This is a genomic window from Paraconexibacter sp., assembly GCF_059438195.1.
This window is the reverse complement of sequence record NZ_JBLKKY010000051.1, coordinates 1-19483: the sequence shown is the minus strand read 5'-3', so window position 1 is coordinate 19483 and position 19483 is coordinate 1. Positions and strand designations below refer to the sequence as shown.

At 73.6% G+C, this 19483-nt stretch carries 22 protein-coding genes and 1 tRNA gene; 10 read left to right on the top strand and 13 right to left on the bottom strand.

Annotation, left to right across the window (positions count from 1 at the left end):
* Positions 1–38 precede the first annotated feature (38 nt).
* Positions 39–986: a type I phosphomannose isomerase catalytic subunit gene (locus tag ACME2J_RS16140; protein WP_495545962.1), complete on the top strand. Its 948-nt coding sequence runs from the start codon at positions 39–41 to the stop codon at positions 984–986.
* Positions 987–1044: 58 nt separating this feature from the next.
* Here the strand turns inward: ACME2J_RS16140 and ACME2J_RS16135 are convergent, their stop codons facing one another.
* The 3 genes from ACME2J_RS16135 to ACME2J_RS16125 form a co-directional block, all read right to left on the bottom strand.
* A complete protein-coding gene (locus ACME2J_RS16135) occupies positions 1045–1806 on the bottom strand; it encodes a YaaA family protein (protein WP_495545961.1) in 762 nt (253 codons plus the stop codon).
* A 91-nt stretch (positions 1807–1897) separates the two neighbouring features.
* Positions 1898–2554 (bottom strand): peptide-methionine (S)-S-oxide reductase MsrA, encoded by a 657-nt coding sequence (msrA, locus tag ACME2J_RS16130; RefSeq protein WP_495545960.1) that lies wholly within the window; start codon positions 2552–2554, stop codon positions 1898–1900.
* A gap of 36 nt (positions 2555–2590) precedes the next feature.
* Entirely contained in the window at positions 2591–3541 is a 951-nt protein-coding gene (locus ACME2J_RS16125; protein WP_495545958.1) for a glutathione S-transferase family protein, read from the bottom strand.
* A 184-nt stretch (positions 3542–3725) separates the two neighbouring features.
* Between ACME2J_RS16125 and ACME2J_RS16120 the strand changes: the two genes are divergently transcribed.
* A complete protein-coding gene (locus ACME2J_RS16120; RefSeq protein WP_495545957.1) occupies positions 3726–4196 on the top strand; it encodes a hypothetical protein in 471 nt (156 codons plus the stop codon).
* A gap of 10 nt (positions 4197–4206) precedes the next feature.
* Here ACME2J_RS16120 and ACME2J_RS16115 read toward each other — a convergent pair whose 3' ends face one another.
* Positions 4207–5235: a hypothetical protein gene (locus ACME2J_RS16115; protein ID WP_495545956.1), complete on the bottom strand. Its 1029-nt coding sequence runs from the start codon at positions 5233–5235 to the stop codon at positions 4207–4209.
* Positions 5236–5395: 160 nt separating this feature from the next.
* Positions 5396–6175 carry a tyrosine-protein phosphatase gene (locus tag ACME2J_RS16110; RefSeq protein WP_495545955.1) on the bottom strand — a complete coding sequence of 260 codons (780 nt, stop codon included), beginning with the start codon at positions 6173–6175 and terminating at the stop codon, positions 5396–5398.
* A gap of 68 nt (positions 6176–6243) precedes the next feature.
* Here ACME2J_RS16110 and ACME2J_RS16105 point away from each other — a divergent pair, with 68 nt between their 5' ends.
* Positions 6244–6690 (top strand): universal stress protein, encoded by a 447-nt coding sequence (locus tag ACME2J_RS16105; protein ID WP_495545954.1) that lies wholly within the window; start codon positions 6244–6246, stop codon positions 6688–6690.
* 37 nt (positions 6691–6727) lie between these two features.
* On the opposite strand, the gene ACME2J_RS16100 is transcribed toward ACME2J_RS16105, so the two are convergent.
* On the bottom strand, positions 6728–8062 hold the full coding sequence (locus ACME2J_RS16100) for a S8 family serine peptidase (RefSeq protein WP_495545953.1): 1335 nt from the start codon (positions 8060–8062) through the stop codon (positions 6728–6730).
* Between the two features lie 129 nt (positions 8063–8191).
* On the opposite strand from ACME2J_RS16100, the gene tadA reads away from it, so the two are divergent.
* Together tadA and ACME2J_RS16090 are read left to right on the top strand one after the other, a co-directional pair.
* Positions 8192–8626: a tRNA adenosine(34) deaminase TadA gene (gene tadA / locus ACME2J_RS16095; RefSeq protein ID WP_495545952.1), complete on the top strand. Its 435-nt coding sequence runs from the start codon at positions 8192–8194 to the stop codon at positions 8624–8626.
* A 116-nt stretch (positions 8627–8742) separates the two neighbouring features.
* On the top strand, positions 8743–9312 hold the full coding sequence (locus tag ACME2J_RS16090) for an NlpC/P60 family protein (protein WP_495545951.1): 570 nt from the start codon (positions 8743–8745) through the stop codon (positions 9310–9312).
* Between the two features lie 9 nt (positions 9313–9321).
* Here ACME2J_RS16090 and ACME2J_RS16085 read toward each other — a convergent pair whose 3' ends face one another.
* Positions 9322–10194, bottom strand: a complete 873-nt coding sequence (locus tag ACME2J_RS16085; RefSeq protein WP_495545950.1) for an alpha/beta fold hydrolase — start codon at positions 10192–10194, stop codon at positions 9322–9324.
* Between the two features lie 73 nt (positions 10195–10267).
* On the opposite strand from ACME2J_RS16085, the gene ACME2J_RS16080 reads away from it, so the two are divergent.
* Positions 10268–11287 (top strand): SDR family NAD(P)-dependent oxidoreductase, encoded by a 1020-nt coding sequence (locus ACME2J_RS16080; protein WP_495545949.1) that lies wholly within the window; start codon positions 10268–10270, stop codon positions 11285–11287.
* A 7-nt stretch (positions 11288–11294) separates the two neighbouring features.
* On the opposite strand, the gene ACME2J_RS16075 is transcribed toward ACME2J_RS16080, so the two are convergent.
* A complete protein-coding gene (locus ACME2J_RS16075; protein WP_495545948.1) occupies positions 11295–12386 on the bottom strand; it encodes an SDR family oxidoreductase in 1092 nt (363 codons plus the stop codon).
* A gap of 39 nt (positions 12387–12425) precedes the next feature.
* On the opposite strand from ACME2J_RS16075, the gene ACME2J_RS16070 reads away from it, so the two are divergent.
* Positions 12426–13382, top strand: a complete 957-nt coding sequence (locus tag ACME2J_RS16070; RefSeq protein WP_495545947.1) for an SDR family NAD(P)-dependent oxidoreductase — start codon at positions 12426–12428, stop codon at positions 13380–13382.
* Positions 13383–13590: 208 nt separating this feature from the next.
* Positions 13591–13677, top strand: a tRNA-Ser gene (locus tag ACME2J_RS16065).
* Positions 13678–13818: 141 nt separating this feature from the next.
* On the opposite strand, the gene ACME2J_RS16060 is transcribed toward ACME2J_RS16065, so the two are convergent.
* The 5 genes from ACME2J_RS16060 to ACME2J_RS16040 form a co-directional block, all read right to left on the bottom strand.
* Positions 13819–14010 carry a type II toxin-antitoxin system HicB family antitoxin gene (locus tag ACME2J_RS16060; protein ID WP_495545946.1) on the bottom strand — a complete coding sequence of 64 codons (192 nt, stop codon included), beginning with the start codon at positions 14008–14010 and terminating at the stop codon, positions 13819–13821.
* A 94-nt stretch (positions 14011–14104) separates the two neighbouring features.
* Complete coding sequence (locus tag ACME2J_RS16055; protein WP_495545945.1) at positions 14105–15838, bottom strand: tape measure protein; 1734 nt, start codon at positions 15836–15838, stop codon at positions 14105–14107.
* An 85-nt stretch (positions 15839–15923) separates the two neighbouring features.
* A complete protein-coding gene (locus ACME2J_RS16050) occupies positions 15924–16538 on the bottom strand; it encodes a hypothetical protein (RefSeq protein ID WP_495545944.1) in 615 nt (204 codons plus the stop codon).
* A gap of 11 nt (positions 16539–16549) precedes the next feature.
* Positions 16550–17101: a hypothetical protein gene (locus ACME2J_RS16045; RefSeq protein WP_495545943.1), complete on the bottom strand. Its 552-nt coding sequence runs from the start codon at positions 17099–17101 to the stop codon at positions 16550–16552.
* 301 nt (positions 17102–17402) lie between these two features.
* Complete coding sequence (locus ACME2J_RS16040) at positions 17403–17837, bottom strand: P27 family phage terminase small subunit (RefSeq protein ID WP_495545942.1); 435 nt, start codon at positions 17835–17837, stop codon at positions 17403–17405.
* Between the two features lie 251 nt (positions 17838–18088).
* Between ACME2J_RS16040 and ACME2J_RS16035 the strand changes: the two genes are divergently transcribed.
* Both ACME2J_RS16035 and ACME2J_RS16030 read left to right on the top strand, forming a co-directional pair.
* Positions 18089–18463 carry a hypothetical protein gene (locus ACME2J_RS16035; RefSeq protein WP_495545941.1) on the top strand — a complete coding sequence of 125 codons (375 nt, stop codon included), beginning with the start codon at positions 18089–18091 and terminating at the stop codon, positions 18461–18463.
* A gap of 38 nt (positions 18464–18501) precedes the next feature.
* The coding region (locus ACME2J_RS16030; protein ID WP_495545940.1) for an N-6 DNA methylase at positions 18502–19483 on the top strand (982 nt) is incomplete at its 3' end.

Here is a 19483-nt window from a genome sequence, read left to right as displayed (position 1 = left end):
GGGCCGGATTCTCGCGTGCCCGCATAGGCTGCCGGGACATGACGAGGACCCTGCGGTTCGAGCCGCACTTCCACGAGCGGGTCTGGGGCGGCCGTCGCCTCGCGTCGGTCTACGGCAAGCCCCTGCCCGAGGGGGTGTTCGGCGAGTCGTGGGAGATCGTCGACCGGCCCGGGGAGGAGAGCGTCGTCGCCGGGGGACCGTTCGCGGGGCGGACGCTCGGGGACCTCTGGCGCGGGCCGGAGCGCGAGCGCGTCTTCGGTCGGCGGTCCGTGGACGCCGGCGAGCGCTTCCCGCTCCTCGTCAAGCTCCTCGACTGCGTCGAGACGCTCAGCGTGCAGGTCCACCCGCCGGCGCGGGTCGCCGCCGAGCTGGGGGGCGAGCCGAAGACCGAGATGTGGGTCGTCGTGCAGGCCGATCCGGGCGCGCATCTCTTCGCCGGTCTGCGCGAGGGCGTCACCCGGGCGGCGTTCACAGAGGCGCTCGAGGCGGGGGAGGACGTGAGCGAGATGCTCCACCGCCTCGACGTCGAGGCCGGCGACGTCATGTTCCTCCCGTCGGGCCGGGTCCACGCGATCGGCGGCGGCAGCCTCATCGTCGAGATCCAGCAGAGCTCCGACACGACCTACCGCGTCTTCGACTTCAACCGCCCGGGCCTCGACGGCCGCCCGCGCGAGCTCCACGTCGAGGAGTCGATGCGCTCGATCGACTGGGACGACGTCGAGCCCGGGCTCGTCGAGCCGCGGGGCGAGACGCTCGTGGACGGCGACCACTTCGTCGTCGAGCGGTGGGCGATCGAGGAGCCGCGCCGGGCGACGGACGAGGGGGAGTGCGCGATCGTCGTCCCGCTCGACCACCCGGCGCGTGTCGGCGACGAGCCGCTCGCGCCCGGTGAGTTCGCGCTCGTCCCGGCCGACGCCGAGGACCCGACGCTCGCGCCGGAAGAGGACGCCCGGCCGACGGTCCTCCGCATCACCCTCCCCCGCTGAGGGCCGAACCGGATTCCTGCGGCGCCATGGCGCCGCAGGAATCCGGTTCGGCCGCTGGTCAGGGCTCGGCGATGACGTCGAGGTGCCAGGGGGCGGCCCGCTTCGCCGGCGCGGCGAGCTCCACGTCGTGGCCCGCCTTGCTGACGAGCGTCGCGAGGGCCTCGGGGTCCTTGGGGTCGGACCGAGCCTGGGCGACGAGCCGCGCGACCTCGCCGCGCGTCGCCTTCGCCATGTGGCTGATCGGCTTGCGGTCGGGCGTGAAGGCGCGGACGGCGACGACCGTCGCCTCCTTCGGCTTCCAGGCCGCCGCGTAGCCGCCGGACCGCAGGTCGACGACGAGGCCCTCGTCGGGCAGCGACTCGGCGAGCGCCGGGCGCCACACCGCGGCGAGGCCCTTGCGCAGCGAGGGGAGGGTCGCGCCGATCGAGAGCCGGTAGGCGGGGATGCGGTCCTCGATCCGCACGACGCCCCACAGCGCGCTCTGGACGAGGATCCGCTCCGCGGCCCGCTCACGGGCGCGCGGGGTGAGCGAGGCGAGGTCGAGCCGCTGGTAGAGGACGCCGGTGTACACCTCGGCGGCGGGAGCGGCGGGCGCCTCGCGCAGGTGCGCGTCGCGCTCGACCTCACCCGCCTGCTTCTCGGAGAGCCCCAGGTTCTCGAGCGCGCGCTTGCGGGACCCCCGCGCGAGCCTCTCGAGCGCCCCGAGGACGCGCTCGCGCGTCGGCCCGAGCGCGTCGGCGTGGACGAGGGAGGAGAGGTCGACGGGGTCGCCGCCGGCGGGCGCGGTCTTCCCCTCGGAGGGCGGCAGCAGGACGAGCACGGCGCAGGAGGCTAGCCACCCCGGGCCGAACCGGATTCCTGCGTTCACATGGCCACGGAGGAATCCGGTTCGGCGGTAGGTGTGCTGATCCTCACCCCTGGACGCCGGTGCCCGCCGGGCAGCTGACGCCCGTCCCGCCGAGGCCGCAGTAGCCGCCCGGGTTCTTCGCGAGGTACTGCTGGTGCTCCGGCTCCGCGTAGTAGAACGGCTGGGCCTCGCGGATCTCGGTCGTGATGTCCGCGTCGCGCCCCGCCGCTCGCAGCGCTGCCTGGTAGCGGTCGCGCGACGCCGTCGCCGCCTCGAGCTGGGCCTCGTCGGTCGCGTAGACCGCCGAGCGGTACTGGGTCCCGACGTCGTTGCCCTGGCGCATGCCCTGCGTGGGGTCGTGGCCCTCCCAGAAGACGCGCAGGATCTCCTCGTCGGAGACGCGACGGGGGTCGTAGACGACGCGGACGACCTCGGTGTGACCGGTCTTGCCGGAGCACACCTCGTGGTAGGTCGGGTTCCGCGTGTGCCCGCCGGCGTAGCCGACGGCCGTGGTGATGACCCCGTCGGTCTGCCAGTACATCCGCTCGGCGCCCCAGAAGCACCCCATGCCGACGACGATCTCGCGGCTGCCCTCGGGGAACGGCGGCTGCAGCGGCGCCCCGTTCGCCTCGTGCGCCGGCGGGACGGGCATGGTGGTGTCGCGTCCCGGCAGCGCCTCCTCGGCGCTCGGGACGGTGAGCGGCTTGCGCGAGAAGAGCATGCCTCCGACCTTACTCCTGCGCAGGGCGCGTGAACGCTATGCCCGCCCGTGCGGCGCCTCCAGGTCGAGCTCCGGCCCGACGGGGACGATCCCCGAGGGGTTGATGCTCGTGTGCGTCACGTAGTAGTGGCGCTTGATGTGGTCGAGGTCGACGGTCTCGGCGACGCCGGGCGTCTGGTAGAGGTCGCGCAGGTAGCCGGAGAGGTGCGGGTAGTCGGCGATGCGGCGGATGTTGCACTTGAAGTGGCCGACGTAGACGGCGTCGAAGCGCACGAGGGTCGTGAAGAGCCGCCAGTCGGAGAGCGTCTGGCGGTCCCCGAGGAGGAAGCGGCGGTCCGCGAGCCGGGCGTCGAGCCGGTCGAGCGCGTCGAAGAGCGGGACGACGGCCTCCTCGTAGGCCGACTGGGTCGAGGCGAAGCCGGCCTTGTAGACGCCGTTGTTCACGCTGTCGTAGATGTCGGCGTCGAGCTCGGCCCGCTCGGCCTCGAGCTCCCGCGGGGCGAGATCGAGGTCGGGGTTCGTCGCGACGGCGTCGAACTCGCGGGCGAGGTCGACGATGACGTCGGCGGACTCGTTGTTGACGATGCGGCTGGTCTCCGTGTCCCACAGCACGGGGACGGTGATGCGGCCGTCGAAGGACGGGTCGCTGGCGGCGTAGGCCTCCGACAGGAGGTCCCATCCGTGGAGGGGATCGCCCGTCGTGCGGTCGTCGACGTCGCGGAACGCCCAGCCTTCGTCGTCGTCGCGGACGGGGTCGACGACGCTCATCGGGATCGCGTCCTCGAGGCCCTTGAGCGATCGGACGATGATCGTGCGGTGCGCCCACGGGCAGGCGTAGGACACGTAGAGGTGGTAGCGCCCGGCCGTCGCCGGGTATCCCGACGAGCCGTCCGCGGTGATGCGGTCGCGGAAGCGGCTCTCCTGGCGGACGAAGCGCCCGCCCTCGTCGGTCTCCTTGGGGACCTGGGCGGTGGGGGTGGTCGACACGACGGCTCCTCGAGACGGGAAAGAAACTAGTTGCGAGCGCAACTATCATAGCAGTCCCGCACATCCGTCCGGTCGGGGACGCGAGGACCGGGGTCGCACGGCGCCGTCGGCCGCCTGCGCCGATACGCTCGGAGGGCCTGTCGCCGCGCAGGTCGCCGCCCCGCAGAACGACACCGGAGCCCCGATGCCCAAGCCGGTCCGCGCCGTGACCGCAGCCCTCGCCTGTCTCGCCCTCGCCGCCCCGCTCGCCGGGTGCGGAGAGGACAACGACGCCGCGAACGACTACGTCGAGGCGGTGAACGCCGCCCAGACCGACTTCGCCGACACCTTCGACGCCCTCCAGCAGCAGATCACGACGCGCAGCACCCCCGAGGAGGACGCCGAGACGCTCGGCCGCTTCGAGGGCGCGATCGACGACGTCGTCGCCGAGCTGCGGGCCGTGGAGGCGCCGTCGGAGGTCGAGGAGCTCCACGCCGAGCTCGTCACGGCCATCGCCGAGTACGGCGACACGATCGAGGCGGCACGCGAGGAGTTCTCCTCCGACGACCCGTCCGAGATCCTCGCCGCGCGGACGCAGCTCTCGACCGACGTCGCGGAGACGAGCGCCCGCATCAACCGGGCGATCGAGGCGATCAACACCGAGCTGCGCGACTGACGGCCGCGAGCTACCCGCCGGAGGCGAGCGCGAGCTCGCCGACGCGGCGGCTCATGTCGACGGCCGCGAGGAACTCGTCCCACGGCCGGGCGAGACCCGCGAGGGCGTCGGCGAGCCGCGCGAGATCGGCCCAGCCCCGCGCCTCCTCGGCCCGCCAGTCGACCACCACGGGCGCCCACACCGCGGTGCGCGCGGCGGCGAGCGTTCGGACGCCCTCGATGACGTCCGCCGCGCGGCCGTGGAGGGGCGGGTAGGCAGGGAGGTAGACGGCGTCGCCGCGCCACAGCGGCGTGCGGTGGAAGCCGACGTGCTCGATGGTGCCGGGTCCGCCCGTGACGACGTCCCAGCGCTCGGCGATCGGGGCGTACTGCGAGCGCTCGAAGCGATCGTCGGGCGCGACGAAGACGTCGGCGTGCAGCGCCTCCTCGCGCATGATCGCCTGGGCCTGGTCGAGGCGCGCGGCGGTCTCCCGGCGGCCGAGGCCGACGAGCTCGGACCGGCGGGCCGGGTCGGCGTGGCGCGTGCGGCGGTCGAGGCCGCACACCCCGAAGGCGACGCCGTCGCGGCGTGCCTCCGCGAGCATCTCGCGCTCCTCGTCGGAGTGGGGTCGCCACTCGCTCTCCCCGGGGTCGTCCGGGGCGCGGGCGACGAGCGGCGTCACCGCGAGGAGGTACGGCACCTCCGCCTCCCGCAGGATCTCGTGGACGCGGCGGTAGCCGGCGACGACGGCGGGCGAGCCGTCTCCGCCGTCGTGGGGGAAGCCGTCGATGCGGACGAGGAACCGCGGAGGGCCGTCCGCGAGCGGGCCGAGCACGGCCGCGCGCGCCGCGGCGAGAGGCGCGACGACGTCGTCCTCGTAGCCGAGCCGGCCGCGGTGCATCTGGCGACGCTGGAGGCGCCGGCTGAACCGCGACGGGAACGGCTTCTCCGCGACCGCCTCGGCGACGTCGCGCCGGTCGAGGTCCTCGGGCCGGATCGCCTCGTCGGCGATCTCCTCGGAGAAGAGGAGGCAGGCGCTGCGCCACTCGTCACGCGTCATCTCTTGCTCTCCCCCGTCGCCCGACGCGGCCCGCAGGCTGCCGGCGCGCCGGGTCCGCCGGCACCGCTCGGGGACCCATAAGATCCCAGCGTGTCCCCGTTCTGGATCTGGACCCAGGCTCTCATCGTCGTCTTCGTGCTCGCCGGCATGGTCATCGCGATCACGAAGCTCGCCTGATCCGGTCGAGCAGCCGCGGGCGCCGCGGCGCCTCGGGACGCGGGGGCAGCGGATCCCCGCCGAGGATCGCGGCGGGCACGTCCTGGCCGAGCCAGCCGGCGAGGACGTCGTCCATGCCCGCCTCGGCGAGGACGGGGGCGATGCCCGGAGGGCGTCCCGAGAGGTCATGGGCGTCGCTGGCGACGCTGTGGGCGAGGCCGCGCCGGACGAAGTCGACCGCGAGCTTCTCGACGGGTCGCCCGAACCGGCCGGTGAGCGCCCCCGCCGTCAGGGACGTCCGCATCCCGGCGTCGACGAGGCGGGACAGGAGCGCGCGGTCCTGATGGAAGGCCGGTGAGCGCTCGGGGTGCGCGATGAGGACGCGGTGACCGCGCTCCTGGAGCGCGAGGAGGACCCCCTCGACGCCCTCCGCCCCGGGCGCGAACGGGCACTCGACGAGCAGCCACTCTCCGCCGCCCAGCCGCAGCGCCTCGAGCTCCGCGTCCTCCATGTCGGCGGCGCGCGTGAGCGCGACCTCGCCGCCCGGCAGCACCTCGAGCGGGATGCCCGCGGCGTCGAGCTCGGTCCGGAGCGCGGCGAGCGGCGCCGCGAGACGGTCCGCCGTGTTCTCGGGGTAGTCCCAGCTGATGTGCGGCGTCGCGACGACGGTCGTCGTGCCCGCCTCCACGTGCGCCCGGGCGAGGGCGAGCGCGTCCTCCATCGTCGCGGGGCCGTCGTCGATCCCGGGAAGGAGATGGCAGTGGAGGTCGATCAAGGCCCTCATCGTCGCACAGCTCCTGCGCGATCCACCCGGAAGCGGGCGTCCGGGAGCGCGTCGGATAGGCTCGCGCCATGTTCGACTCCATCGTCGTCGGCACGGACGGATCCGACACCGCACAGAAGGCCGTGGACCGCGCGATCTCCCTCGCCGCGGCGATCGGCGCCCGGCTCGAGATCGTGAGCGCCTACGAGCCGGTCTCCGGGCAGCGCATTCGCGACGAGCAGCAGGAGGCTCCGAGCGACGTCCAGTGGATGATCAATCCGCGAGAAGAGGTCGACGACACGCTCGGCAGCGTCATCGAGGCGGCGAAGGAGGCCGGGGTCGGTGAGACGCGCACGCACGCTCGACAGGGTGATCCGGCCGACGCGATCCTCGACGTCGCCGAGGAGACGCACGCCGATCTCATCGTCGTCGGCAACAAGGGGATGACGGGCGCGAAGCGCTTCCTGCTCGGCAGCGTGCCGAACAAGGTGAGTCACCACGCGCCCTGCAGCGTCCTCATCGTCCGCACGACGTAGCGCCTGCGGCCGCGTCGCGGCGAGCGCAGGCCGCAGCTCACGCAGGCGGGGGAAGGACGGGCCGCGTCGCCGCGGCCGCGTCGAGGAGGCCCGCGCCGAAGCGGTCGGCGGGCCCGATGGGCCGCGCCGTCGCCTTGAGGTGGTCGCGGATCTCGTCGGGCTCGGGTTCGTCACCGAGCACCTCGGAGGCGATGACGAGCGCCGCGGTCGCCGTGACGTGCGGCGCCGCCATCGACGTCCCGCGATAGCTCCCGGGGATGCCGAAGGCGTCACGGTCGCGCCCCTCCAGCGTCACCTGGAAGATGTCGCGGCCCGCCGGCCCGTCGGGGAGGCAGCGCGGATCGGTCTCGTCGGGCGCGTCGTCGCCGCCGCCGGGCGCGACGAGGTCGATGCGGGGGCCGGTGTTCGAGAAGTCCGAGAGGCAGCCGCGCTCGGTCGTCGCGCCGACCGCGACGACGGTCGAGGACCGCGCCGGGAGTGAGACCCGGTCGTCGCCCTCGTTCCCGGCCGCGCCGATGATGAGCGCGCCCTTCCGGCGGGCGTAGCGCAGCGCGGAGAGGATCTGCGGGATCTGCCCGGCGGTGACGTCGCTGCCGAACTCGAGGCTGAGGTTGATGACGCTCGCGCCGCGCCGGGCGGCGAAGCGGATGCCGTCGGCGATGTCGCCCGCGTCGCCCTCGCCGCGGTCGTCGAGGATGCGGACGGGCATGACCCGGGCGCCGTAGGCGAGCCCGGTGAGGCCGACGAGGTTGTTCGTCGCCTCCGCGATCGTCGAGGCGACGTGCGTCCCGTGCCCGTTGCGGTCGTTGGGGTAGGGGTCGCGGTCGACGAAGTCGTAGCCGCGGACGAACGTGCTCTTGCGGAGGTCGGGGGACTTGCGGTCGTCGCCGCGCTCGCGGTAGGCGACCCCGGTGTCGAGGACGGCGACGACGACGCCCTTCCCGCCGCTGCGACCGACGGCACGCAGGTTCGCCCACGCGTCCGGCGCGTTCACCGACCACGGCCCGACGAAGTTCCACTGGACGTTCTGCCAGCCGCCCGCGGTCTTGCCGCGCCCGGGGTCGTTCGGGATGAGCGACGCGATGCGCGCTTTGACGTTCGGCACGGCGTACACGACGCCGTCGCGCCGGCGGACGGCCCGGAGCGCCTTGTCGACGTCCTTCACCTTCACGACGCGGTGCGGAACGTCGCCGCGGACGGTCGCGCGGGCCACGGCGGCAGCGCCGGTCGGCGTCCCGTCGGGCATCTCGCCGACGACGATCTCGCCCGGGACCGTCTCGACGGCAGCGGCGGGCGCGGCCGGGAGGGCGGCGAGGGCGCAGGCCGTCGAGGCGAGAGCGAGGGCGGGGAGGCGTCGGGGAACGTGCGGCATCGGACGGGGCTGGAGCGAGCGCTCTGGACTGTGTCGTCAGATGCGCCCCGCGACCTGAGTCGCGCGCCGTCGGGAATGATGACGCACGGTCCGATGCGAGACGCCGGTGAACATGATCTTTCTGAGGGGATGGGGCTCGCGCTCGACGAGGCCCGTCGTGCCCTTGAACACGACGACGTGCCGATCGGCGCGGTGGTCCTCGCCGCGGACGGCACCGTCCTGGGTACGGGCCACAACGAGCGCGAGCTCGACCAGGACCCCACGGCGCACGCCGAGATCCTCGCGCTGCGGCGTGCCGCCGCGGCCCGCGGGTCCTGGCGCGTGCTCGATGCGACGCTCTACGTGACGCTCGAGCCGTGCGCCATGTGCGCGGGGGCGATCGTCCTCAGCCGGATCCCGCGGGTCGTCTACGGCTGCACCGATCCGAAGGCCGGAGCGGCGGGAAGCGTGCTGGACATCCTCGCCGAGCCGCGCCTCAACCACCGCCCCGAGGTCATCGGCGGCGTCCGCGCCGAGGAGTGCGCCGAGCTTCTGCGCGTCTTCTTCCGCGAGCGGCGCGGGTGAGGAGCGGCCGCGGCGACGCCGGCCGCCCCGCGTGACTGCGGATCCGCCTGGCCGTCCGTCGGGTGAATCCACATTCACCTCGCGGGGCGGGCGGGGGAGGAGTAGCCTCGCGGTGCATGACGCACGTGCGCCTGCTCCTGCGCCGGCTGACGCGGATGGCGCCGGTCGCCGCTCTCCTCGTGACGGCCGCGATCGTCGTCCCGTCGGGCGCCTCGGGCGCCGACATGTCCGAGGTCCGCGCGGAGGCCGTCGAGTGGGCCGAGGACCAGGTGGGTCACCGCGAGGACGGGACGACCAACTGCTCGACGCGGATCAAGAAGTGGCAGCGGGACATGGGCCTCGACGTCCCCCCGTGCCGGCCGTGGTGCGGTGCCTTCGTCCACCAGGCGTTCAAGCGCGCCGGCGTGAAGCTCTCCGCGCGCCTCATCGACCCGCACCGGTCCTATCTCGACGCGGTGAAGCGGCAGCGCGGGCTCAAGCGCATCAAGAAGTCGAGCGTCCGCGAGGGCGACCTCCTCTTCTTCAAGTTCCGCGACGGCATGAAGGCCTCGCACCTCGCGATCGTCCGCGGCAAGCCGAAGAACGGCAAGGCGCGGACCGTCGAGGGCAACGTCTCGCACCGCGCCGTCCTGCGCACGCGCGGGCTCAAGTACGCCGTGCTCGCGGCGCGCGTCGTCGGGGACTGACGCCGGGGCTCAGGCCGGGGCCGGCTCGGCCGCCCCGGGCGACTCCGGCGCGTCGGGCGCGGAGGTCGCGTGGCGTCCCACCCAGTCGACGATGGTCTCGACGACGAGGCGGGTGTCGTCCCACATCGGCACGTGGCCGACGCCGGGGAGGACCCGGAACTCGCTGCCGGGGATCTCCCTCCGCAGCCGCGGCGAGTGCTTCTCGAGCGGCAGGATGCGGTCGTGCTGCGGCCAGGCGAGGAGAACCGGCGCGCTGACGCGGTCGAGGTCCTTGAGGACCGCGGCGTCCCGGGTGCGCAGCGCCCCGAGGACGTCGTCGATGACCGAGCAGCGGATCGAGGTCCGCAGGAGGTCGACGGCGTCCGTCGGCGAGAGCAGCTCGCCTCGGCGCATGATGTCGCGCATCGCGACGCGCCGCGTGCCCGCGCGGCTCATGATCGCCGCCGCGCGCGGCGCCGCGGCCCTCGCGACGCGGGTCTGCCGCGCGAAGAAGCGCGCGATGCGCTCCGCCTCGGGGTCCCCGGCCGCCCAGCCGCCGCCCGGCGCGAGCGCGACGACGCTGCGGGCGCGCCCGCGCTTGGCGAGCTCGATCGCGAGCGCCCCGCCCATCGAGTTCCCGACGAGGTGGGCCGTGTCGACGCCGAGCTCGTCGAGATGGCCCTCGAGGGAGTCCGCGGAGCCCTCGATCGTGAACGGGACGTCGGCCGTGAGCGGCGGTCCGCCGGCGTGCCCGGCGAGCGTCGGGGCGATGACCTCGAAGCGTGCGGCGAGCTCCCCGAGGACCGGGCGCCAGTGGTGCCAGGTGCCGGTGAAGCCGTGGAGGAGCACGACGGGCTCGCCGTGGCCGGCGCGGTACAGGGCGGGGGTGATCTCTCCGGGCATCGCGCGATCGTACGGCGCGCGCCGGTCCCTCGCGTCGTTCGCCGGGACGCCCGACCGCGGTTACAGTCCCGCCATGGCCCCGATCCCCGGACTCGCCCGCCTCGCGTCGCTCGCCGCGAAGCCCGTCCACCTCGTGAACGAGCTGGCGATCCAGCCCGTGACGCTCACGCCGATCGGCATCGCCCGCGGAGGCTCCCTGTCGCGCGCCGTGAAGGGCCGCGTCGTGCTCATCACCGGCGCGTCGTCGGGCATCGGCCGCGAGACGGCGAAGCGGGTGGGGGCCGCGGGCGCGACGGTCGTCCTCGTCGCGCGCAGCGCCGACAAGCTCGAGGAGGTCGCCGTGGAGATCGAGGCCGCCGGCGGCCACGCGGACGTCCGGCCCTGCGACCTCAACGACTTCGACGCGATCGACGCGATGGCCGAGGCGGTCCTCGCCGACCACGGCGCCGTCGACGTCCTCGTCAACAACGCGGGGCGCTCGATCCGCCGCTCGGTCGCGCTCTCCTACGACCGCTTCCACGACTACGAGCGGACGATGCACCTCAACTACTTCGCGGCGCTGCGGCTCATCCTGCGGCTCCTGCCGACGATGCGCGAGCGGCGCAGCGGGCAGATCGTGAACATCTCGTCCGCCGGCGTGCAGACGCGGACGCCGCGCTTCGGCGCCTACATCGCCTCGAAGGCGGCGCTCGACGTGCTCTGCGACGCGCTGCAGGCCGAGACGCGCGACGAGGGCGTCCGCTTCACGACCGTCCACATGCCGCTCGTGCGGACGCCGATGATCGCCCCGACGAAGGTCTACGACCACTTCCCGACGCTGAGCCCCGAGGAGGCGGGCGGCGTCGTCTCTCGCGCGATCGTGTTCCGCCCGCGGCGCATCGGCCCGCCGTTCGGCAACGCGGCCGCCTTCGTCGACTCGCTGACGCCGGACGTGATGGACGTCGTCCGCAACCGCGGGTTCAGGATGTTCCCGGACTCACGTGCCGCGAAGGCCGGGCTCACGGAGCACGCCGAGCACGTCGCCGACAACGGCGAGACGGCGACGCCGCGCGGACGCGCGTTCGCGCGCGCGACGCCCGGGACGCACTGGTAGACCGTCCTCAGGCGGCGCCGGCCCGGCGCGCCGCGACCCAGTAGTCCCAGAGGACCTGCGCGTAGTCGCGGATCGGCGGGATGACGATCCCGGACCCGGCCAGCGCCGCGCGCGTCCGCGTCGTCTCGAAGCGGCAGCGGAAGGGCGCCGCGTCGACGAGGCCCGCCGGGATGCCCGCGGCGTGGAGCGCCTTGTCGCGGATCTCTCCGGCGACGGGGATCTGCCCGAGGATCTGCGCGACGATGAAGGTGAGGGACCCCGTCACCTCGGGCAGCACGGGGAGGATGCGCGGCCCGCCGGTGATCCGGCAGAGATCGGCGAGCACGTCGTGCACGCGCTCGTCCTCGGTCGCCGTGAGCCCGAACGTGTCGCCGAGATGCGGGTCGGTGCGCAGCGCGATCTCGGCGATCGCCTGCGCGCAGCGGTCGACCGGGACGGTCGGGAGCCGGCCGAACCGGGGGACGGGGACGACGGCCTGCCGCGGGAGCGTGCGCAGGGCGGCGACGAGCGGGAAGAGGGCGTAGGCGCCGTCGAACTTGTCGGTCTCGCCGGTGTCCGTCGTCCCGACGACCGTGCCCGGTCGGTAGACGCGGTAGGGCATCGTCGACGTCTCGCGGACGAGGACCTCGGAGTCGTACTTCGACCGGTGGTAGGGATGCGTGAACGACTGTCCGTGATCGGGGTCGTCCTCGGTGAAGACGCCGGTCGTCGTCCCCGCCGCCGCGACCGACGAGATCATGTGGAAGGTCCCGACGCCGTGGGAGTCGGCGAACCCCAGGACGCGGCGCGTCCCGTCGACGTTCGCGCGGGCGAGCGCCTTCGCGTCGGCGTCCATGTCGTAGATCGCCGCGAGATGGACGAGGTGGTCGATCGGGGTCTCGAACGGCACCTCGGTGAGCCCGTCGGTGCCGATGTCGCCCGGCACGGGGTGCACGCGGTCGGCGGCGCCGAGGTCGGCGGCGATCGTCGCGAGGCGCTCGACGGAGGCCGGGCGGACGAGAGCGTGGACGGTCGCCCCCCGCTCGAGGAGCTCCTTGATGACGAAGCGGCCGAGGAACCCGGTGCCACCCGTGACGAAGCACTGCGCCTGCGCGGTCATCGGGCGATCCTCGCAGGTGCGGGCTGCGATGCTGCGCCGATGCACCTCCGCGACCTCGCCGACCGCGCGATGGACTTCGCGATCGCCCCCGGTTTCAGCCGGGTCGGGCACGCCGTGCGGGCCGGCGGCTGGGAGCCGCTGCCGCGGATGGACGGGCGCACGGTCCTCGTCACCGGCGCGACGTCCGGCATCGGGCGGGCGGCGGCCGAGGGCTTCGCGGCGCTCGGCGCCCGCACGATCCTCCTCGCGCGCAGCCGGGAGAAGGGGGAGGCGGCGGTCGCCGAGATCGGCCGGGGGGCCGAGCTCGTCGTCGGCGATCTCGCCTCGCTGCGCTCGACGCGCGCCGCTGCCGAGGAGATCGCCGAGCGCACCGCCTCGCTCGACGTCCTCGTCAACAACGCGGGGGTGATGTGCGCGCGGCGCGAGCTCTCGCCCGATGGCGTCGAGCTCGCCTTCGCGACGAACGTGCTCGGCATGGTCGTCCTCACCGAGTCGCTCCTCCCGGTCCTCGCCGCGACGGCGCGCGAGGGGCGTGGCCCCGGCCGCGTCGTCAACGTCTCGAGCGGCGGGATGTACGGGCAGCGCCTCGACGCGGACGACCTCCAGTCGACGCGCGGCGAGTACGACGGCGTCGCGGTCTACGCGCGGACGAAGCGCGCCGAGGTCGTCCTCTCCGAGGAGTGGGCGCGCCGCCTCGACCCGCGTGAGGTCGTCGTCCACGCGATGCACCCCGGCTGGGTCGCGACACCGGGCGTCGCGACGTCGCTCCCCACCTTCAACCGCGTCGTCGGGCCGTTCCTGCGGACGCCGGCCCAGGGCGCCGACACGATCCTCTGGCTCGGCGCCGCTCCGGCACCGGCGCGCCTCACGGGTCGGTTCTGGCACGACCGGCGCGAGCGCCCGACGCACCGCCTCTCCCGCACCCGGGAGACGCCCGAGGAGCGCGCGCGGTTCATGGCCGAGGTGGAGCGGCTCGCGGAGAGCCTGCCGCGCTGAGGGCGGCGGCGGGTCGGGCGGGCGGCGCCGGGCGGGCCGGGGGCGCCCCGGGCGGCCCCGGGCGGCCCGGATGGCGCGAGAACTCACGACCGGTCCCCATGCGGCACGCCTCGAGTTCTCGCCGCCGGCGAGGGCCCGAGGGACGGACGACGAGGCGGCCCCCGCGCCCGGATCGGTACCCTCCGGAGTCCGCCCGTACGGGTCCCTCGGAGGGGTGCCGGAGTGGTTGAACGGGGCGGTCTCGAAAACCGTTGTGCGTGCAAGCGTACCGAGGGTTCGAATCCCTCCCCCTCCGCTGAAAAACCCCGTATTCATCGGCATTCGGCGAGCGTAGCGCGTCGCGTCAGGGCGGAGGCCGCCCCGACGAATTCCGGCTGAGGGGGGGCCGATGGGGGACGGTTTGTCCCCCACGGCGTCCCCCACGGCGCCAGGCGCGTCAGCGAACGCCGCGGCGCTCGGACGCCAGCTCCGCGAGGCCCTCCAGGTGCAGCTCGACCGCCTCGGCGATCCCTTCCTCCACCTCGGCGCGCGTCGCCCCGACGGACACGCAGGCGCCCGGGAGCCCGACGACGTGCGCCCCCCAAGTGCCGTCATCGGCCCGCTCGTAGATGACGTCGTAGTCCTTCATCGCTCCGAGTGTGCCATGCGCGCCCTGGAACGACGAAAGCCCCCGAGGGCCGCGGGGGCGCTCGGGGGCTTTGGGGGCGTGCGAGCCAGCGGGATTAGCGCCGGTTCTCCTGGTTCTTCAGGTGCTTCGTGATGGCCTCGGCGATCTGTCGACCGTCCAGGAGGACGCTCGTCTGAATCGTCGTCTCGCCGGGGTCTTCCCCGCGGGCCTTCGGCTTCCCGGTCGAGGAGACGCCGCCGCGGATGCGGGGAGTCGCTCTCGGCGCGGGCGTGAAGCCCTGGAACGGGCCGGGGACGAGGAGGGGGTTCGGGTTCGCGGGCGCGATGCGCTTCTGTTCCAGCTCGTCATCGCCGAGGCCGAGCCAGCCGCCGATGATCGACCCTTCGCCGCCCTCGTGGAGCTTGCCCCACGCATCGTTGAGGAATGGCCCGAAGAAGGGAGACTTGCCTCCCGGATTCTCCTTCGAGGGAAGCTCGAACTCCAGGGCGCCGACCTCGTGAGCGATCATCGCCGCCATTCCGAGGCCGGTCAGGCCCCCCATCCACTTGCCGAAGGCGAGTAGGCGGGGAGAGAGTCGACCCTTCTGGGCGTTCAGGCCCGTTCCGAGTTGTGGTGCGAAGCCGCCCGCGAAGCGATCTGCGGCGCGCTTCCCAACGATCGAGAACACGCCGAGGCGCTTCGCGAAGAAGCCGACCGTGAGGAGCTTCCCCCACGGGCCCATCTCCAGCCAGGCGTTGACGAACGCGCCCGCGGCCTTCGGGGCGGCCTGCGCGGCGGCGTCGATGACGCGCGGGGTGGCCTCCTCGACGAAGTCCGCGAGCTTGCCGCCGAGGTCCGCCTGGCGTAGCTCGCGCTCGACGTCCTGGACGAGGGGGTCCAGTTCGCGGACGACGACGCGGCGGGCCGCCGACATGTTCTCGGCGAAGCTGCGGTCCGTGCGGTCGAACTCGCGCGACACTCCTCGTGCTGCATCGTTGAGGGCCGGGAAGACGTCGTCGCGGAGCGCCGCAAAGCCGTCGTAGGTGACTTTCCCGAGCGTCTGATTGAGGTTGTCGCGGAGCGTCGAGAGCTGGCCCGAGAAGGTCTCCGCCTGCTTCGCGGCCTGACCGCCGAAGCGCTTTTCGAGGCCGCGCTGGAGGGCCGCGAGGGCCTTCCCCGACTCTATGCCTTCCGTGCCGATCTCGCGGACCTGCTCCTTCGACAGGCCCAGCTCGTCCGTGAGGATCGCCAGGGCGGGGATGCGCGACTCGGCGAGCTGATTCAGCTCCTCCATCGACACCTTGCCCTTCGCGACCATCTGGCCGAGGGCGGTCGTGACGCGCTGGACCTCCTCCTGGCCGCCGCCGACGCCCGCGATGGCGTCGCCGACCGTGGCGAGGAGGTCCGTGGTCTTCTCGGCCTCCAGGCCGAAGCCCATGAGTCGGGTCTGAGCCTCGACGAGGTCGCGGAACTCAAAGGGCGTCTTCGCGCCGAGGGCGTACAGCTCGTCGAGCTTCGCCTTCGCCTTCTCGGTCGACCCGAGGAAGTTCGCGAACGCGATCGTGTTCTGCTCCATCGTCGCGTTGAGCTGGAGCCCCTGGCGGATGCCGAGGCCTGCGGCGGCGACGCCGACGCTTCCGATGGCGAACGCGCTTCGGCGCGCGGCCCCGGCGACGTCGTCGAACATGCCGCGGACGCCCTGTCCGGCGCCCTTCATCAGGCTCATGGAGAGTCGCGCCTGCGACGACGAGCGCTTGACCCTGTCCAGGCCCCCGGCGACGCCCTTCGCGTCGGCCTCGGCCTTCCTGGCGCCGCTCAGGCGCAGGCGGATATCGACGTCTTCGGACATCGAACGTACCTCCCATGTGGGCCGTGGCCCTCGCGCTCGCGCGACGAGCAAGTCGCGCCGGGCGAGGGGTCACGGGCCGGGTCGATCAGTCGGAGGCGGGCTCCGCTGGAAGGGGCGAGGGCGTCGGGCGGGCGGGCGCGAGCACGTCTACGGCGCGCGCGACGGGAACGAGGGCGTCCGAGTCGGCCAGCGGGTAGGCAGAGGACCGCTCGCGGTAGCCCGCGATGCGGAGGAACTCCGCGGACGCGGCGCGCAGGCGCGCCCACTCGACGCGCCCGTCTTCCAGGTCGCGGGCCGCCCGGTCGAGCTTCTCGCGGATCGCGTCTGCCAGCTCGACCAGTGCGGGGTCCGCGGTGATCGCGTGCAGCTCTGCGGCGACGTGGTCGCGGTACGCCGCGCCCGCCTTGCGCGCTTCGCGGTGCGCGGCCCGCTGCCTGGCGAACCAGGGCTCGTCGGCGGCCCGCTGGGCCTCGTCGTGGCGCTGCGCGTAGGTCGTCTCGTCGCCCGGGTCGTCGTGCAGCTCACGGAGGGCCCGGAGGGCGTCGGCCTCGGCGGCGTTGAGCCGGTGCAGCTCGGCGACTGCGTCAGACCAGGCCTTGTGCAGCCGCTGCGCCTGCTTGCCTGCGCTCGACTTCGGCGAGAAGGGAAACGCGCCGGGGCGCATCAGGCCCTCGACGTCGACAACGTTGTAGCTCGGCATGTGTGCGCCTCCTAGGCGTCGAAGTCGGTCGAGGACGGGGCGGAGCGGCGCTCGCCCACGAGGCCCGCGAGGAGCCGTCCCAGTTCCTGTTCCGGCGTGCCTTGGGCCGCGACCGGCTCACGCGCGCCGCCGTCCATGTCCACCGCTCGCGGGAGCGAGGCGGCGAGCGCGGCGGCGTCCGCCGCCAGCTCGTCGACGGTCTCCCCGCGAAGGCGGCCACCGAGGTCGCCGAGGTTGTGCTCGGCGGCGAGGCGCTCGCGTGCTGCGGCCAGCTCGGCGTGCGCCTCCAGGTCGTCGCGGGTCTCGCCCACGAGCGCGTCCGCGGCACTCCACGAGAGGCCGTGCTCGCGCGCGACCTCGAATCGCTGAAGGCGGGCGCGGTCCACTCGCTTGGCTTCCAGTTCGGCGGCGAGCCGGTCGCGGTCGGCGGTCATCTCGTCGAGGATCGCCGTCGCTTCCTTCAGGTCGGCGCGGGCCGTTCGCGCGGCCTCGCGCTCGGCGCGAAGTGCGCGGATGCCTCCGGGCTTCAGGGGCTCGTCGCCGTGGTCGTGCTTGGGCTCCATCGCGGAGCCTCCTTTCGGGGTCGGGGCCGCTTCGGTGGGCGGCCCGGGGTGAGGCGGGGCGAGGGGCCCCGTCGGTCGCCGCCCTCGGGGCGGCTAGGTGTGGTCCTCGTCGTTGCGGAGGAGCGCGGGCTCGTGCTCGCGAAGCCACTCGCGAACGGACGCCTCGTCCCAACCCTCGGGGTGGGCGCCGTTCCAGGGTGCGCGCGGAAGGAGCCAGGCGCGCGGATCGAAGTCGTCCGCCCTCGCGGGGCCTGGGGAGGGGGCGGGGGGCGCCGCCGCGCGGCTGCGGCGACGTCGCGGCCTACGCCTGCTCATCGCGCCGCCTCCCTCCTGTCGGGGCGGGTCGGTGCTTGTGGATGAGGTAGCGACGGTCGACGCGCGGGCTCGCCTCGTCTTCCGGCGCCTGGTCGAGGCCGAGCTGGGCGACCAGCTTCGAGAAGGCGGCGGCGGAGTCGCGGGCGATCGTCACGCACGGGTGCGGCTTCACCTCGCCCCGGGGCGAAACGATCGTGAGGCCCTCGCGCCCGAGCGTCCGCCGGGCAGTCTGGGCGCGGTCGAACGCCTCGGCGGCGAGCACACATAGCCGCCACTCCGACGGCGTCCAGTCGTCGTGCTCGTCGAGTAGATGCGCGAGCCAGTCCCGCGAGGTGCGGGCGAGGTGAGTGGGCACGGTCAGGGGCGGCCCGGCGCCGCAGGCCTGCGCGCCGGACGCTTCGGTGTTCTCAGGGTCGGTCATCGCGACCGATCACCTCCTTGTCTGGCGCGCCCGCCCAGGGCGGGGCGCGCGGATTACCGCGGCCCTCGTGGGCCGTGGGCGCCTCTAGCAAGGGCTGCTAGGTGGCGAAGTCGATCTGGCCGCGCGATGTACGCAGCGGAATCCGCCCCCCCTTGCGGCGTCCTGCCCCCACGCGAGGGGGTCACCCCCCAGGGGCAACGGGACGGCGAACTACGGGATCGTCCGATCGACCGCGGACCATTGCGTTCGTGATGCCAGGCGACGACGCTGGGAGCGCGCCGACGCGCGTCATGATCGAGCCCTCGCCCCCCGAGTACGGAATGGGGCGCGAACAGCTCAGGAGCCTGGTCTCGTCTCTACGGGCCCGCGGCTTCGAGGCTGCCGTACGACCCCCGATGGAGGGCGTCGTAGAGAAGCGCTCGGGCGGCGTCGTCCTCGCCTCTGCGGTGGACGTCGCGCTCCGCCTGGCCGAGGACGTCGGGGCCGAGGCCCTGATGTTGCTCGCGCTGGAGACCGCCAAGTATCTGCGGCGGCGAGGCGTCAGGAGGACGCGCCACGGCGTCATCTACGGCCCGCGCGGAGACGTGCTCCACACGTTCGAGATCCCCGGCGACGACGACAAGTAGCGTCGCGTCTGTCGCGGCGCGTAGGCTGCCGAGCGTCCGTGGAGGCCTCGATCGACACCCCCGCACTTCGCAAGGCGCGCGGCGCGTTCTTCACTCCGCCCGAGGTGGCGGACTACGTCTGCAAGTGGGCGATTCGTGCGCCGACCGACCGCGTCTACGAGCCGTCGTGCGGGGAAGCGGACTTCCTGCTGGCCGCGGGCCGGAGGCTCCAAGGGCTCGGCGCCCATCGGGTCGACGGCGGGCTCCTAATGGGGGCCGAACTCCACGCCGCGTCCGCTCGTGGGGCGCTTGCTGAGCTTGCCGCCGTAGGCATGACCGCAAACGTAGAGGTGTCGGACTTCTTCGACGTCCCGTTGCAGGAAGGCTCCTTCGACGCAATCGTCGGCAATCCGCCCTACGTGCGTTACCAGGCCTTTCACGGCGAGGCGCGCGCGAAGGCACAGCGCGCGGCGCTTGCGGCGGGCGTCCGCCTGTCCGGCCTCGCCAGCTCGTGGGCGGCCTTCACCGTTCGGTCCGCTCAGCTCGTGAAGCCCGAGGGGCGCCTGGGGCTGGTCCTGCCCGCGGAGCTGTTGAGCACGAACTACGCCGGGCCGGTGCGGCGCTACCTCGTCGAGCGGTTCGCCGACGTTCGCCTCATCATGTTCGACGAGCGCGTGTTCCCGGATGTGCTCGCGGAGGTCGTCCTTCTGCTCGCCGAGGGCAAGGGGCCGCAGGAGGCGCCGCGGGTGAAGCTGTCGCAGGCCCGCAACCTCGACGCCCTCGGCGACCCCCCCGTAACGCACTGGCGCCCAACCGACCCCGAGGCCAAGTGGACGCCGGGACTGCTCGCGACCGACGTTGCCGAGAAGTACGCAGAGCTGCTGCGCGATGACGTCTTCGCGCAGCTCGACGCCTGGGGCCGGACGGACCTCGGGATGGTCACCGGAAACAATCGGTACTTCTGTCTCTCCGCGCAGGAGGCCGACGAGCTAGGTGTAGTTCCTGAGCACGTTGTTCATCCGGTCCTCCTTGGAGGCTGGT

What these genes read in the sequence shown, in the direction of transcription:
- ACME2J_RS16070 (WP_495545947.1), top strand. Translation starts at nt 12,426, where the DNA reads ATGCACCTCCGCGACCTCGCCGACCGCGCGATGGACTTCGCGATCGCC.
- ACME2J_RS16045 (WP_495545943.1), bottom strand. Translation starts at nt 17,101, where the DNA reads ATGGAGCCCAAGCACGACCACGGCGACGAGCCCCTGAAGCCCGGAGGC.
- ACME2J_RS16060 (WP_495545946.1), bottom strand. Translation starts at nt 14,010, where the DNA reads ATGAAGGACTACGACGTCATCTACGAGCGGGCCGATGACGGCACTTGG.
- ACME2J_RS16075 (WP_495545948.1), bottom strand. Translation starts at nt 12,386, where the DNA reads ATGACCGCGCAGGCGCAGTGCTTCGTCACGGGTGGCACCGGGTTCCTC.
- msrA (WP_495545960.1), bottom strand. Translation starts at nt 2,554, where the DNA reads ATGCTCTTCTCGCGCAAGCCGCTCACCGTCCCGAGCGCCGAGGAGGCG.
- ACME2J_RS16140 (WP_495545962.1), top strand. Translation starts at nt 39, where the DNA reads ATGACGAGGACCCTGCGGTTCGAGCCGCACTTCCACGAGCGGGTCTGG.
- ACME2J_RS16090 (WP_495545951.1), top strand. Translation starts at nt 8,743, where the DNA reads ATGACGCACGTGCGCCTGCTCCTGCGCCGGCTGACGCGGATGGCGCCG.
- ACME2J_RS16040 (WP_495545942.1), bottom strand. Translation starts at nt 17,837, where the DNA reads ATGACCGACCCTGAGAACACCGAAGCGTCCGGCGCGCAGGCCTGCGGC.
- ACME2J_RS16035 (WP_495545941.1), top strand. Translation starts at nt 18,089, where the DNA reads ATGCCAGGCGACGACGCTGGGAGCGCGCCGACGCGCGTCATGATCGAG.
- ACME2J_RS16105 (WP_495545954.1), top strand. Translation starts at nt 6,244, where the DNA reads ATGTTCGACTCCATCGTCGTCGGCACGGACGGATCCGACACCGCACAG.
- ACME2J_RS16120 (WP_495545957.1), top strand. Translation starts at nt 3,726, where the DNA reads ATGCCCAAGCCGGTCCGCGCCGTGACCGCAGCCCTCGCCTGTCTCGCC.
- ACME2J_RS16055 (WP_495545945.1), bottom strand. Translation starts at nt 15,838, where the DNA reads ATGTCCGAAGACGTCGATATCCGCCTGCGCCTGAGCGGCGCCAGGAAG.
- ACME2J_RS16110 (WP_495545955.1), bottom strand. Translation starts at nt 6,175, where the DNA reads ATGAGGGCCTTGATCGACCTCCACTGCCATCTCCTTCCCGGGATCGAC.
- ACME2J_RS16050 (WP_495545944.1), bottom strand. Translation starts at nt 16,538, where the DNA reads ATGCCGAGCTACAACGTTGTCGACGTCGAGGGCCTGATGCGCCCCGGC.
- ACME2J_RS16100 (WP_495545953.1), bottom strand. Translation starts at nt 8,062, where the DNA reads ATGCCGCACGTTCCCCGACGCCTCCCCGCCCTCGCTCTCGCCTCGACG.
- tadA (WP_495545952.1), top strand. Translation starts at nt 8,192, where the DNA reads ATGGGGCTCGCGCTCGACGAGGCCCGTCGTGCCCTTGAACACGACGAC.
- ACME2J_RS16085 (WP_495545950.1), bottom strand. Translation starts at nt 10,194, where the DNA reads ATGCCCGGAGAGATCACCCCCGCCCTGTACCGCGCCGGCCACGGCGAG.
- ACME2J_RS16080 (WP_495545949.1), top strand. Translation starts at nt 10,268, where the DNA reads ATGGCCCCGATCCCCGGACTCGCCCGCCTCGCGTCGCTCGCCGCGAAG.
- ACME2J_RS16115 (WP_495545956.1), bottom strand. Translation starts at nt 5,235, where the DNA reads ATGACGCGTGACGAGTGGCGCAGCGCCTGCCTCCTCTTCTCCGAGGAG.